Raw genomic sequence first — 13810 nt, forward strand, 5'->3', positions numbered from 1 at the left:
CCCATCAGTTCCGCCGCTTCAAGCCCCCGCCAGGGTCAACCCCTCGATCCGGATGGTCGGCGCATCCATGCCGCGGCGGAAGGTCAGGTCATTCGCCGCCGTCAGGTTCAGGAAGATGTCGCGCAGGTTGCCGGCGATGGTGATCTCGCTCACCGCCTCCGCCAGCGCGCCGTTGCGGATCATGAAGCCGGCGGCGCCGCGGCTGTAGTCGCCGGTCACGCCATTCACCCCCATGCCGATCAGGTCGGTCACATAGAGGCCTTCCCGGATATCCGCCATCAGCTCGGTGGGCGTCATGCTGCCCGGCTCCAGCCACAGGTTGGAGGCCGCCGGGCCGGGCGGGCCGCCGGTGCCGCGGCTGGCATGGCCGGTGCTGGCCAGGCCGAGCTGCCGGGCACTGCGCCAATCCAGGATCCAGCTCATCAGCACCCCATCCTCCACGATGGCGCGCGGCTGGCCGGCCATGCCCTCGCCATCGAAGGGGCGGGACCGCAGGCCGCGCGGGCGGGTCGGGTCGTCGCGCACCGTCAGGCCCTTGGCCAGCACCTGCGTGCCGATCCGGTCCGCCAGGAAGGAGGTGCCACGCGCGACGGAAGCGCCGTTGATCGCCCCCAGCAGATGCCCGAGCAGGGAGGAGGCGACCCGCGGATCGAACACCACGGGAATCCGCGCCGTCTTCGCCCGCACCGGGTTCAGCCGGGCGATCGCCTTCTCCGCCGCCCGCCGCCCGATCGCGGCCGGGTCCTCGAGGTCGGCCCGATGGACGACGGAGGACCATTCATAATCCCGCTCCATCCCCGTGCCCTGCCCGGCCAGCGCGGTGCAGGACAGGCTGTGCGAGGTGCGGACATACTGCCCCGCGAAGCCGGCGGAGGTGGCGAGCGCGATGCGGATGCGGCCCCAGCTGGCATCGGCGCCCTCGCTGTTGGTCACGCCGGCCACCGCCAGCGCCGCATCCTCCGCCGCCGCGGCGCGGGCGATCAGGTGCTCCGCCGTGGGTTCGGTGGCATCCGCCAGGTCCAGCGGCCCGGCGTCGCGCGGCGCGTCGAAATGGTCCGCCAGCCCGCCGAACGGGTCCTCCGGCACCACCTTCGCCATCGCCACCGCGCGTTCCGCCAGCGCGGCGAAGCCGGCGGGGTCGGCGACGGTGGTGGAGACGATGGCCTGGCGCTGGCCGAGGAACACGCGCAGCCCGATGTCGAAGCCTTCGGACCGCTCCAGCTGCTCGACCCGGCCGAGGCGGCGCGAGACGGAGAGGGATTCATTGCTCACCTGCAGCGCATCCGCCGCATCCGCACCGGCCCGGCGGGCGGCGGCGACGAGGTCGGAAAGGTGGTTCAGGTCGCTCATGCTCGCTCCGCATCCTGGTCATTCGGGGCCGCTTCGGGGCGTGTCGAGGTCGTTTCGCGGCTGGCCGGCCGTGCCCGTTGCCGCGCAGGCTCAACAACCACGATCCGCGCGGGCAAGCCAGCCCGGCCCGGGTGATTGCCGGATCAGCCCGGCGCCACACCCTCCCGCGCCGCCATCCAGTCCAGCGCCAGGTCGAACAGCGCGGCGCCGCCGATCCGGTGGCGGGCCAGCGCCGCCCAGGGCTGCGGCGGCCGCCAGTGGGGCGGGACGCGCCGGCGCATCACCGCATCCTCGCCGCGCTCCCGGCACCAGGCTTCCGCCACCGCGGCAGCCTCCGCCGCCCGGCCCTTCAGCCCGAGCAGCCCGACCAGCGCATAGGTGGTACCCCGCCGATAGGACCGGCCGCCGGCCAATTGCCGCGCCAGGTCCAGCGCCGGCTGATACTCGCCCACCGCGATGGCCAGGAACAGCAGCGCCAATTGGCAATGCGGGTCGGTGGGCGGATCCGAGGGCGGGTTCGCGGGTGAGTCCGGGGGTGAGTCCGGGGGCAGGCCGAAATCCGCCATCACCTGCCGCAGCTCCGCGGCCGTGGGCGGCGCGCCGGCCGCCAGCAGGCGGTACAGCCGGCCGCCGGGCGTCGCGAAATCCTGCGCGCCGGCCAGCGTCATGACGGGGGCTGCGCCGGTTTCGGCGAAGGCGGCCAGGGCCGGCGCCGCCATGCGGATCGCCTCCGCCCGGTTCAGGTCGGCATGGTCCAGCGTCGGCAGCCCCAGCGCCTCGAAGGGCACGCCGAGGGCCTGCCAGCGCTCCGCCGAATCATTCAGCACGGCGAAGGGAAGCGGCGGCCGGCGGCAGACCAGCAGCATCCGCCCGGGCCGGCCCGCGCTGCCGGCGATCAGCGCCTGCATCTCGGCCTCCGCCGCCCCCTGCCCCGGATGCACCGGATAGGCGTCGAGCGCGATCACCCGGCCGGGCCGCCAGGGGCCATCGGCCAGGATGCGGTCCACCAGCCAGGCCAGGTAGCCGGCGACGGAATAGCCGACCAGGATGTCGGGCCGCAGCCAGTCCATCGCCGCCACCTGCCGGGCGATCTCCTGCGCGCAGCCCAGCCAGGCCGCATCATCCAGCAGGGTGCGCCCGTCCAGCTCCGCGCTGAAGCCCCAGACCTCGTGGTCCGGCAGGGCATTGGCGGCGAACATGGCGACGGGCGCCAGGTGCCCGAGGAAGCTCGGCATGCCGAGCACCATGCCCTTCGACAGGCCCCGCGCATGGCGCAGCCGCTGCAACGTGATCCGGCTGCGGAAATCGAAGCGGCCCAACGGGGTGGGGCCCAACGGGGTGGGGCCCAGCGGGGTGGGCGGCGCCGTCGCCTGCTGTCGCGCCAGCAGCCGGGCCAGGCCCCGCGGCGTGGGATCGCCGAGGAAGGCGGCCGGGCTCAGCGGCCGGCCGGTGTGGCGCTCCACCGCCAGCGTCAGCTCCAGCAGCTTCAGCGAATCGCCGCCGAGCGCGAAGAAATCCCCCGCCGGGTCCACCGCCGGAAGGCCCAGCACCCGCGCCCAGGCCGCCCGCAGGGCGCCCGGCAGGCCATCCGCCCCCTCCCCCGGCATCCCGGCCGGTTCAGGCTGCGGCAGCAGCAGCGCCAGCAGCGCCCGGCCATCCACCTTGCCGCCGGGCAGCAGGGGCAGTTCCGCGACGCGCCGGAAGCGGGCCGGCACCATGTAGCGGGGCAGCCGGGCCGCCAGCCAGGCGCCAGGGTCGGCCGGCAGGTCGTGATCCGCCACCAGGAAGGCGATCAGCTGCGTCGCGCCATCCTGGTCACGCGGCTGCACGGAAACCTGCGCGCAGCCGGGCATGGCGCGCAGCGTCGCCTCGATCTCCAGCAGGGAGACACGCTGGCCGTTCACCTTCAGCAGCCGGTCCCGCCGCCCCTGCACCACCATGCAGCCATCCGGCAGCAGCCGGACAACGTCGCCGGTATGATACAGCCGGCGCCCACCGCCACGCGGGTCCGGCGGGAACCGCGCAGGGTCCACCCGCCCCTCCACCCAATCGCCCAGCGCATGCAGGCAGGAGCTGATGACCAGCTCCCCCGCCTCGCCTTCCGCCGCCGGCCGGCCGGCCTCGTCCAGCAGCAGGAACTCCGCCACCGGGTAGATCCGGCCATTCGGCACCAGGGCGCCGGGGGGCAGCGCCTCGGTCCGGTCGGACCAGAAGAAGATCATGCTCTCCGTGCTGCCATACAGGTTCTGCACCTCGCAGCCCGGCGGCAGATGGGCGCGGGCCAGGGCGATGTCGTCGCGCAGCAGCGGTTCGCCGGCGAAGCGTATACAAGCCGCCTGGCGCAGTGCCGCCGCCGCCTCCGGCATCGCCGCGATGGTGCGGAACAGGGAGGGGGTGAACCGCAGGTGGTTCACGCCGAAACGGGTGATGGCGCCGAACATGCCGGACAGCCCATCCCCCCGCATGTCGTGCAGGCACAGCGTGCCGCCGCGGAACAGGAAGACCAGCGCATGGTGCAGCACGCCGAAATTGGCATGCGAGCCGGCGATCATCACCGTGTCGCCCGGCCCCACCCCCATCACCATGGCGGAGCATTGCACCTTCGCCTGCACCGTCTCCTGCGCATAGACCACCAGCTTCGGCTGGCCGGAGGAGCCGGAGGTGGCGAAGAGGAAGGCCGGCACCGCCGCATCCAGCCCGCCCGGCACCAGTGGCTGGGGCGCCAGCGGAAAGGACAGGCGCAGGGCCGGCCGGTCGCCCGCGGCCTGCACCGCCGCCGCATCGCCATCATGCAGCACCAGCGCCGCCCCCGCCGCCTCCAGCAGCGCGGCGTTGCGGGCGGGCGGGTTGGCGAGTTCCACCATCAGCATCGGCCGGCCCGCCGCGGCGCAGGCGAACCAGGCGGCGATGTAGCCCATGCCGGCGGGCAGCAGCAGCGCCACCGGCCCCGGCGGCGCCGCGGCCGCCCGGATCGCCGCCGCCAGCGCGCCGACCTGGCCGAGCAGCTCCGCGAAGCTCACCCGCCCGGCGGCGGAGACGATGGCCGGCCGGTCCGCATGGCGCGCGGCGACCTCGGCCAGGCTCTCGCAGAGCGTCATCGCCAGCGCCCCGGCCGGCGGCGACGGCAGGGTGGACCGGCGCCAGGGGGCGTCAGACGCCAGCGGATCGGCCCCCGCCACGCTCATCCCGCCGCGGCCTCCGGCAGCGCGAGCCCCGCGGGCCAGCGTACCGGCACCGGCACCACCGCCGCCCGGGCGAAGCTGGCGGTGGTGATCAGCACCGGCACCGGCCGGCCGCCCTGCAGGCGGAAGCCCACCTGCCCGGTCTGCGCCCGGGTCGCGGCGCCCGGGAAGGGGCGGAAGGACAGGAAATCCTGGCTCGCCACCTGCAGCAGCCGGATGCCCCCGGCCGCATCGACCAGGCCGCGCAGCTCCTGCCACCAGGCGGCCTCGGCCGGGGCGTAGCGGGCGAGGCGCAGCCCGGCCTCCGCCGCCGAGCAGGGACGGCCGAGGAAGCGCTCGATGTTGTGGTGGGTGGCGGCATCGACCGCCGCAGCCGGCGGGGCCGGCACCTCGCGCATGCGGGCGGCGAAATCGCCGAGATGCGACTGCACCAGCAGGCGCACCTGCCCTGCCGCCCCCAGCGCCGCCGCCATCGCCTCCAGCGCCCGCGCATAGGCCTCGGTGCGGGCCGTGGGAATGTCGTTCACCCACTGCGCCACGCCGTTGTTCAGGACGATGTGATAGACCATGCCGGGCGGGTAGACCGCGCCCAGCCGCCGCTTCAGCCGCGCGATCATGTGCAGGAACAGCAGCTCCGCGATCCCTGCCTCGAAGCCCAGCGGGCGAGAGAAATCGGGCCGCGTGGTGGCGTGGTAGCCGCCATTGTAGCTCATGAAGAAGGGGATCGGCGCGGCGCGGGCGACATGTGCCGCCAGGCGCTGGCGCAGGCCGGGCCGCAGATGCGCGAGGCGGCCCTTGGACTGGTGGTTGAACTCGTGCCCCAGCAGCACGCCGAGGATCGCCTCCACCGGGTCCGATGTGCCACCGGTCGCCGCGACGGGCGCCTCGGCGAAGGCGGCGCGGGCGAAATCGGTGCAATCCGCCAGATAGGCCGCGATGCGGGCGCCCGCCTCGGCAGATTCCATATCGCCGGGCGGGCCGGTCCCATCCTGCGGGATCGGCTCGTAGACGGTGTCCGGGACAGGCGGCACGACCTTGGCGTCGGGCGGCCTGTCGCCCGCAATCTGTGGCGCACCGGTCATGTCTTCAAACTACCGAGCGGGTTGCGCCTGCGTCAAATCCGCCGGCGCACCCGAGATGGTCAAGCGGCCAGGCGCTCGATGATCGAAGGCAGCCCCGGCACCTTGCCCGCCGGACCCAGCGCCGCCAGCGTCGGCGCGCCCCGGAAGGCCATCGCGGCGGCTTCCTGCACCTCGGCCACCGTCACCGCGGCGATCTTCGCCTTGGTTTCCTCGGTCGGGATGATGCGGCCATGCACCTGCAGCTGGCGGGCGAGCTGCTCGCAGCGGCTGCCGGTGGATTCCAGGCTCATCAGCAGGCTGGCGCGCAGCTGCGCCTTGGCGCGGGCCAGCTCATCCTCCGAGACGTCGTGCTGCACGCGGCGCAGCTCCTCCAGCGTCACCGGGACCAGCTCCTCCGCCTGGTCCTCGCCGGTACCGGCATACACGGCGAAAAGCCCGCCATCGGCGAAGGGGGAGGCGAAGGAATAGATGGAATAGACCAGCCCGCGCTTCTCCCGGATCTCCTGGAACAGGCGGGAGGACATGCCGCCGCCGAGCAGGGTGGAGAGCAGCTGCGTCGCCATGTGCAGCTTGTGGTTGGCGGCGACGGAGGGGAAGCCCAGGCACAGATGCACCTGGTCCAGATCCCGCTCCTCGCGGAACTCGCCGCCGGTGTAGCGCGCCGGTTCCGGCACCGCGGCGATGGCGGCCGGCAGCTCGCCAAAATGGCGCTGCGCGAGGTCGAGCAGATCCTCATGCTCCAGCGCGCCGGCGGCCGCGACCACCATGCGCGACGGGCCGTAATGGCGGCGCATATAGCCGGTCAGCGCCTCCCGGCTCATCGCCTTGATGGTGTCCTCGGTGCCGAGCACCGGGCGGCCCATCGCCTGGGATCCGTAGGCGGTGGCCTGGAAATGGTCGAAGACGATGTCGTCCGGCGTGTCGTTCGCCTGGCCAATCTCCTGCAGGATCACGCCGCGCTCACGCTCCAGCTCCTCCGGCACGAAGGTGCTGTGGGACAGGATGTCGCCCAGGATGTCGGCGGCAAGGCCCACATCCTCCTTCAGGATCTTGGCGTAGAAGGCGGTGTTTTCGCGGGAGGTATAGGCGTTCAGGTGGCCGCCGACATTCTCAATCTCGCGCGCGATGGCCGCCGCGTCGCGGCGCTCCGTGCCCTTGAAGGCCATGTGTTCCAGGAAGTGGGAGACGCCATTTTCTGGCGCATCCTCATGCCGCGTGCCAGCATCGACATAGGCGCCGATCGAGACGGTCTCGACCCGCGGCATCTTCTCGGACACGACCGTCAGGCCGCTCGGCAGCCGGGTCAGGCGAATGGCGTCGTTCATGTGTGTCCTTCGCCGCGGTCAGGCGACGTTGCGGAGGGTATGGCGCCGCACGAAGGCCTCGATGGCGCCGAGGTCGGCGGGCAGGCGGGAAAAGCGCTCAGGACGTTCATATAGGTCGGCCAGGCGCGAAGGCAGGGGGGCCTCGATGCCGGTGGCCTGGCGCACCGCATCCGGGAATTTCGCGGGATGCGCGGTGGCGGCCACCACGATCGGGATGGCGGGGTCCGATGGCGGGCTGGCCATGGCGGCGGCGGTGCCGATGGCGGTGTGCGGATCGGCCAGATACCCCTGCCCATGCAGCCGGCGGATTTCCGCCAGTGTCCCGGCATCGTCCAGCGCGAAACCGCGGAACACCTGGGTGGCGCTGCGCCAGGCGGCGTCCGGCACCGGCATGCGGCCCTCCGCCCGGAAGCGCCGCATGGTGTCCGCGGTCGCGGTGGCATCGCGACCCAGCAATTCGAACAGCAGGCGCTCGAAGTTCGAGGAAACCTGGATGTCCATGGAAGGCGAGAAGGAAGGCTCCACCGCCCGCATGGTCATGTCGTTGCCCGACAGGAAGCGGGTCAGGATGTCGTTGCGGTTGGAGCCGATGAGAAGCTGCGCGATCGGCAGCCCCATCCGCCGCGCCGCCCAGGCGGCCAGCACATTGCCGAAATTGCCGGTGGGCACGGAGAACGCCACTTCCCGATCCGGCGCGCCGAGTGCCAGGGCGGAGGCGACGTAGTACGGGATCTGCAGGGCGATCCGCGCCCAGTTGATGGAGTTCACCGCGGATAGCCGCATCTCGTCGCGGAACGGCGCATCGGCGAACATCGCCTTCACCAGGTCCTGGCAGTCGTCGAAGGACCCCTCGATGGCGAGGTTGGCGACATTCGGCGCCAGCACCGTGGTCATCTGCCGGCGCTGCACCAGGCTGGTGCGGCCCTCCGGATGCAGGATGACGATGTCGATGGCCGCGCGGTCGCGGCAGGCCTCGATGGCGGCGGAGCCGGTGTCGCCGGAGGTGGCGCCGACGATGGTCAGCCTTTCGCCACGCCGCGCCAGCACATGGTCGAAGAGCGGGCCGAGGGCCTGCATCGCCATGTCCTTGAAGGCCAGCGTCGGGCCGTGGAACAGTTCCAGCGCGAACATCCGCGTATCCAGCTGCACCAGCGGCGCCACGGCGGGGTGGCCGAAGCCGGCATAGGCCTGGCGCAGCATCGGCAGCAGCGCGGCGTGGTCCGGCTGCCCGCCGGTGAACAGCGCCAGGATATGCGCGGCCAGGTCCGGATAGGGCAGGCCGCGCAGCTTGCGCCACTCGGCGCTGGTCAGCACCGGCCAGGTCTCGGGTACGAACAACCCGCCATCCTCGGCCAGCCCGGCCAGCAGGACGCCTTCGAAGTCGCGCGACGGGGCTTCGCCGCGGGTGGAGATGTAGCGCATCCGCGTTGAATAGCCCGGCCTGCGCCGGGCCGCGAGGGGGTGGCCTATGCGGGCGCGAAACCGACCTCCGACAGGAACGCCTCCACCAGCGCATTGAAGGCGGCGGGGTGCTCGAAATAGGCGGAATGGGCGGCATCCGGCACCGGCGCCACGCGCGCGCCCGGAATCTCCGGCGCCATGGCGTGCAGGGCGAAGGGCGGGATCACCTGGTCCTGGCCGCCGGGCATGAACAGCACCGGGCAGTTGCCGGCCGCAAGATCGGCGGGCGGGCGGCGGCGCATCTCGCCCATGCGGGCGCGCAGCGCTTCCTTGTCCAGCCCGGCGCTCAGCTTGTCCAACTGGCCGTACAAATGGTGCATGGCCGGCTGGCTTGCCGCCATGGCGGGGCCGGCGGCGGGGTGGATGCCTCGGGCCGCCATCGCGGCGCGCGCCTCGGCCGACTCCTTCAGCCAGCCCTCCAGCCGCCCCCGCGCCGGTTCCGCCATCTGCCGCGGGTCGAGTGAGCCGGTGGTGGCCGCCAGCACCAGGGCGCGCAGCCGCCCCGGCCTGGCCAGCGCGTATTCCACGCCGGTCCAGCCGCCCATGGATTGGCAGACCAGCGCAATGTCGCCGAGGCCCAGATGATCCACCAGCGCCGCCAGGTCACCGGCATATTCGCGCGGGTCCGGCCCGGATTCCGGCGCGGTGGAGGGGTAGAAGCCGCGGTGGGAGAAGCTGACGCAAGCATAGCGCGGCGCGAAATGCGCCACCTGCTGGAACCAGGACAGGTAGCAACCGCCCAGCCCATGCGCGAAGACGATCGGCGGGCCGCTGCCCGTCACCTCATAGGCGATGCGGCAATCAGGCCGGTCGAGCGTGCCGAGGCGGCGGGCGGGGGCGGTGAAGGTCATGGCAGGGCTGCCTCTACAGGGACGCCTCAGCCTACAGGGCGATGCGTGCCGGGAAAGGGGCGTTCGAAGCGCTGGCCCAGGACCTGCACGCCCCAACCGGTCTCGGGCGCTTCCTCCACCAGCCGGAAGCCGGCTGATTCATAAAGCCGCCGGGCAGCGTCGAGGCCGGCGAAGGTGGTCAGCCAAACCGCTTCGAAGCCGCGCTGGTCCGCGAAATCCAGTGCCGCGCCCAGCAGCCGCCGGCCGAGGCCGCCGCGCGCTTCCTCCGCCAGGATGAACCAGCGGATGCGGGCGCGCGCGCCCTCCCGCCCATCCAGCGCGATGCCGCCCAGCACCTCCCCGGCCTCGCCGAGCGCCAAGAACAGCCGGGAATCGTCGCGCGGCAGGCTGCAGGCGAAGGCGCCGAGCTCGGCGGCGACCTTGGCCTCGAAGGGCAGGCCGAAGCCCCAGTGGCGGGCATACCACGCCGCATGCAGGCCGATGATCCGCCCCAGGCTGCCGGGGTCGGGTGCGTCCGTGATGCGCGGCACGCCCTCAGAACCGCTTCAGCAGCCGGTCGATGTAGTCCAATTCCTCCTGCGGCCGCGTCCGCTCGGCACCGCGCTTGCGCAGTTCCTCCTGGATGCGGCGGGTGCGGAGCAGCTCGGCCTCATCCGGCACGCGGGTGTCGCTGCCATTGTCCTGCGCGCCCGGTGCCTCCCGGCTCCGGCGGCCGAGCGGGTCGCGGCCGGGGCCCTGGCCCTGCGCGTTCTCCTGGCCGCCATCCTGGCCGTTCTCACCCTGGCCCTGGCCGAACATCTCGCCCTCGCCCTCGCCCTCCCCTTCCTCGCCCGGCTGGCCCTGGCCGAACTGGCGCTGCATCTGCTGCGCCATCTGGCGGCCGCCTTCCTGCAATTCGCGGATCGCGGTCTGCTGCGGGGTGCGGGCATCGCCACCCTGGGCCAGCGCCTCCTGCGCCTCCCGCATCGCCTGGTCGGCGCGGCCGAGGGGGGCCGGGATTTCGCCGGTCAGGTCGCCGAATTGCTGCATCACCTCACCCAGCGCCCGGCGCAGCGCGCGTTGGGTCAGCGCCTCCCGCGCCGCTTCGGCACGGGCTTCCGAACCGGCCGGATCGGGGACGGCGGATGGCGGCTCGGGTTGCGGCGGGCGGGACCAGGGGGCGCGGTTCTGCAGCATCCGGGCGCGGCGCTCGGCTTCCTGGCGCTGCGCCTCGGCCTCGGCGCGGCGATGGCCGCTGTCGAGCATGCCGGTCTGGCGGCGCACCATGTCCTGCACCACGCCCATCTGCTGCTGGCCGCGCTGGCGCTGCTGGCGGTTGCGCTCCGCCGCCTCGTTCTGCGGGGTGCGGCCTTCCTCCAGCGCGCGCAGCATCTCCTCCAGCTCCGCCAGCTCGCGCTCGGCATCCTGCGGGCGCTGCTCCCGGTTGGCGTCGCGCATGCGGTCGGTGCGACGGTCCAGGTCGCGGCGGTCCATCAGGCGGTTCTGCGGGTCGGTGGTCATCGACTCCGCATTCTCCTGCTGCAGCCGCTCGGCCAGCGCCTCCAGATGGCGGCGGATGGCGTCGCGCAGTTCCTGGATGCGGCGATCCGTCTCGGCGCGCTGTTCATCCGCCTCGCGCTGCTGTTCCGGTGTCTGTTCCTGGGCCTGGTCCTGGGCCTGGTTCTGGCGCTCCGCCTCCTCGCGCTGCTGCTGTTCGCGAAGCTGCTGTTCCAGCGCCTCCCGCAGCTCGGCGCGGGCCTGTTCCAGGGCGCGGGCGGTGCGGTCGGCGCGGCCTTCCTCCAGTGCCAGGGCGGTTTCCCAAATCAGCTCCTGCGCCTCATCCACCGCCTGCGGCCGATGGTCGCGGACCAGGCGGTGGCGGGCGCTGCGCAGCGCCAGGAAGGTGGTGGTGTCGTGCTCGAAGGCCTCGGGCGCGGCGGAAAGCCGGTCCAGCTCGGCACGCGCCTGCAGCCGCGCCGTCGGGTCCAGCGACAGCGCCTTGCGGAGCGCGATCAGCGCCACCGCCACCGGATGGGTGAAGCCGCGTTCGGGCAGGGTGATCCGGGCGGTTTCGGAACGGCCTTCCTGCGCCGCGCCGTCGCGCGCCAGAAGCTGCACCTCCACCTCCAGCCCGGCCCAGGGATGCGCGGAGAGGTCCGGCCCGGCGATGCCATCGGCCTCGCGCGGCTGTACGCCGGGCAGGTTGATGTCCAGCACATGCGCCGGCGCCTGCGGCCGCGCCACCAGGCGGAACTCCGCCACCAGCGAGGCCAGGCCCCAATCATCCGAAGCCTGCCAGGGCAGGCGCACCGCCAGGCCGCGCTGGGCGCGGGCGGGCGGCTCGGCGAAATCGGCGCTGGGCGGCTGGTCCGCCTGCACGGTCAGGGTCCAGCCGGCGACCTCGAACCCGTCGCGCCGGATCACCAGCCGGGCGCCCTGGTCCAGCAGCGCCTCCGCCGCCCAGGATTGCGCATCGAGCGCGCGGAACGGCGTCGCCTCCGCGCCGAGCTGCAATTCCGGGGCGCCGCCGCTGCCGCCCGAGAGCGCCACCTGAAGCCGGCTGCCCTGCGGCACCGTCACGGCGCCACCGGCTGAGTCCAGAAAGATCGGCGCGGCGCCGGTATAGGCCGGCGGCGTCACCCAGGCTTCCAGCCGCAGCGCCGGCGCCGCCACCGCCAGGCCGAATTCCGGCAGCAAGGCGCGGCGCAGCCGTTCGGGGGCCTCGCCCCCCGCCACCACCAGCGCGGCGCCGAGGGCCAGGCCGAGCCCGGCCCGCAACGCGATCGGGTCCCGCCGCGCCAGGCCGGGCCGCGGCAGGCCGACGCGCAGGTTGCCGATGGAGGTGGCGGCGCGGCGGCGGTGCGCTTCCCACACCGCCAGGGCGACCGGGTCGTTCCCCGCCGGCCGGTCTGCCAATGCGGCGAGCGGCCGGTGGGCGAGGCCGGAGGCCGTTTCCAGCCGCCGGTCGGCCTCCGCCGGCTTCGGCACGGAAAGGCCACGGAAGCCGCGCAGGGCGGCGTAGCCGATGCCGAGGGCGAAGGCGAAGGTCAGGAAGGGCCGCAGCCATGGCGGCAGCAGCAGCGGCAGGCCGAGCAGCGCCACCAGCAGGAAGGCGCCGAGCACGCCGAGCGGCGGCCACAGCGCCGGCCAGAGCCGTTCCCAGCCGAGCGCCAGCCGCGCCAGCCGCCGGCGCCGCGGCAAGGCGCGAAGCGGGGAGGCCTCGCGCCGGCCGATCATGCGGCGAACCAATCCGGCAGTCGCTGGCCTGCCAGCAGGGCGTCCTGGGTCTGGCGTTCCCGCACCACGGCGAAACGGTCGCCATCGACCAGCACTTCGGCGGCCAGGGGACGGTTGTTGTAGGTGCTGCTCATCGCCGCGCCGTAGGCTCCCGCATCCAGGAAGGCCACGAGGCTACCCGGTTCGAGGGGCGGAAGGCCACGATTTCGCGCGAAGGTGTCCCCGCTTTCGCAGATCGGCCCGACCACGTCGGCGGGTGCCACCGCCGCCACGAAATCGGCCGGGGTGACCGGAACGATGCCGTGCCAGGCCTCATACATGGCCGGCCGCACCAGGTCGTTCATCGCCGCGTCCAGCACCACGAAGCGCCGTTCCGCGCCCTGCTTCTGCAGGATGACGGAGGCCAGCAGCACGCCGGCCGGCCCCGCGATCCAGCGGCCGGGCTCCACCATCAGCTCGACGCCGAGATTGCCCAGCGTCGCCTGGATGGCACCGGCCAGCGCGGCGGGGTGCGGCGCCGGCTCGTCCCGGTAGGGGATGCCGAGGCCGCCGCCACAATCGACGCGCTCCACCGGCAGGCCCTGGGCGCGCAGCGCGCGGACCAGATCCGCCAGATGGCCATAGGCGGTGCGATAGGCGGAGACGCCGGCGGTGATCTGGCTGCCGATATGCACGGCGACGCCGATCGGCTGGATGCCGGGGAGCGTCGCCATGCGGGCGTACAGCGCCGGCGCGTCGCCGATGGCGATGCCGAACTTGTTCTCCGACTTGCCGGTGGTGATCTTGGCGTGGGTCTTGGCGTCCACATCCGGGTTCACCCGCAGCGCAACCCGGGCGGTACGGCCCATGGCGGTGGCGACGGCGGAGATCATCTCCACCTCCTCCGCGCTTTCGGCGTTGATCTGCTGGATGTCCTCGGCCAGCGCCAGGCGGATCTCCGCCAGGGTCTTGCCGACGCCGGAGAAAACGATGTGGCTGGCCGGGATGCCGGCGGCGCGGGCGGCGCGCAGTTCACCTTCCGACACCACATCGGCCCCGGCCCCGGCCTCGCCCAGCGTCCGCAGCACGGCCAGGTTCGGGTTGGCCTTGACCGCGAAATGCACCTGCGCGCCCAGCCGCGCGTCATCCAGCGCAGATTGCAGCGTGGCCAGGCGGCGCCGCAGCGTGTTGGCGGAATAGACCCAGGTCGGCGTGCCGACGGCGGCGGCGATGCGCGCCAGCGGCACCTCCTCCATCATCAGCCCGGCCAGCGGGTCCATGCGGAGTTGCGGGCGGAGGGCGAGCAGCTCGGCGAAGCTGGGGTCGGAATCCGGGTGGAGCAGGGGAGCGGGTGCGGCCATGTC

At 73.2% G+C, this 13810-nt stretch carries 9 protein-coding genes; all 9 read right to left on the bottom strand.

Annotation, left to right across the window (positions count from 1 at the left end; all coding sequences use genetic code 11):
* Positions 1–18: 18 nt before the first annotated feature.
* Positions 19–1350, bottom strand: coding sequence for a TldD/PmbA family protein (locus HB662_RS17310; RefSeq protein ID WP_168051075.1), 1332 nt, complete (start codon positions 1348–1350; stop codon positions 19–21).
* A gap of 143 nt (positions 1351–1493) precedes the next feature.
* Positions 1494–4535: a non-ribosomal peptide synthetase gene (locus tag HB662_RS17315; RefSeq protein WP_168051076.1), complete on the bottom strand. Its 3042-nt coding sequence runs from the start codon at positions 4533–4535 to the stop codon at positions 1494–1496.
* On the bottom strand, positions 4532–5614 hold the full coding sequence (locus HB662_RS29755) for a hypothetical protein (protein WP_168051077.1): 1083 nt from the start codon (positions 5612–5614) through the stop codon (positions 4532–4534). The genes HB662_RS17315 and HB662_RS29755 overlap by 4 nt, the downstream gene beginning before the upstream one ends.
* A 59-nt stretch (positions 5615–5673) precedes the next feature.
* Positions 5674–6939: a M16 family metallopeptidase gene (locus HB662_RS17325; RefSeq protein ID WP_168051078.1), complete on the bottom strand. Its 1266-nt coding sequence runs from the start codon at positions 6937–6939 to the stop codon at positions 5674–5676.
* Positions 6940–6957: 18 nt separating this feature from the next.
* Positions 6958–8361: a threonine synthase gene (thrC, locus tag HB662_RS17330; RefSeq protein ID WP_168051079.1), complete on the bottom strand. Its 1404-nt coding sequence runs from the start codon at positions 8359–8361 to the stop codon at positions 6958–6960.
* Between the two features lie 44 nt (positions 8362–8405).
* A complete protein-coding gene (locus HB662_RS17335) occupies positions 8406–9251 on the bottom strand; it encodes an alpha/beta fold hydrolase (RefSeq protein ID WP_168051080.1) in 846 nt (281 codons plus the stop codon).
* 26 nt (positions 9252–9277) lie between these two features.
* Positions 9278–9781 (bottom strand): GNAT family N-acetyltransferase, encoded by a 504-nt coding sequence (locus HB662_RS17340; RefSeq protein ID WP_168051081.1) that lies wholly within the window; start codon positions 9779–9781, stop codon positions 9278–9280.
* Positions 9782–9785: 4 nt separating this feature from the next.
* Positions 9786–12467: a DUF4175 domain-containing protein gene (locus HB662_RS17345; RefSeq protein WP_168051082.1), complete on the bottom strand. Its 2682-nt coding sequence runs from the start codon at positions 12465–12467 to the stop codon at positions 9786–9788.
* A complete protein-coding gene (gene lysA / locus HB662_RS17350; RefSeq protein WP_168051083.1) occupies positions 12464–13807 on the bottom strand; it encodes a diaminopimelate decarboxylase in 1344 nt (447 codons plus the stop codon). Before lysA ends, HB662_RS17345 begins: the two co-directional genes overlap by 4 nt.
* Positions 13808–13810 lie beyond the last annotated feature (3 nt).

It is taken from the genome of Falsiroseomonas frigidaquae, assembly GCF_012163145.1.
GTDB classification, from domain to species: Bacteria; Pseudomonadota; Alphaproteobacteria; order Acetobacterales; family Acetobacteraceae; genus Falsiroseomonas; species Falsiroseomonas frigidaquae.

Excerpts from the sequence above, each read along its gene's own strand:
- HB662_RS17325 (WP_168051078.1), bottom strand. The coding sequence starts at position 6,939 with ATGAACGACGCCATTCGCCTGACCCGGCTGCCGAGCGGCCTGACGGTC.
- HB662_RS29755 (WP_168051077.1), bottom strand. The coding sequence starts at position 5,614 with ATGACCGGTGCGCCACAGATTGCGGGCGACAGGCCGCCCGACGCCAAG.
- thrC (WP_168051079.1), bottom strand. The coding sequence starts at position 8,361 with ATGCGCTACATCTCCACCCGCGGCGAAGCCCCGTCGCGCGACTTCGAA.
- HB662_RS17310 (WP_168051075.1), bottom strand. The coding sequence starts at position 1,350 with ATGAGCGACCTGAACCACCTTTCCGACCTCGTCGCCGCCGCCCGCCGG.
- HB662_RS17315 (WP_168051076.1), bottom strand. The coding sequence starts at position 4,535 with ATGAGCGTGGCGGGGGCCGATCCGCTGGCGTCTGACGCCCCCTGGCGC.
- lysA (WP_168051083.1), bottom strand. The coding sequence starts at position 13,807 with ATGGCCGCACCCGCTCCCCTGCTCCACCCGGATTCCGACCCCAGCTTC.
- HB662_RS17335 (WP_168051080.1), bottom strand. The coding sequence starts at position 9,251 with ATGACCTTCACCGCCCCCGCCCGCCGCCTCGGCACGCTCGACCGGCCT.
- HB662_RS17345 (WP_168051082.1), bottom strand. The coding sequence starts at position 12,467 with ATGATCGGCCGGCGCGAGGCCTCCCCGCTTCGCGCCTTGCCGCGGCGC.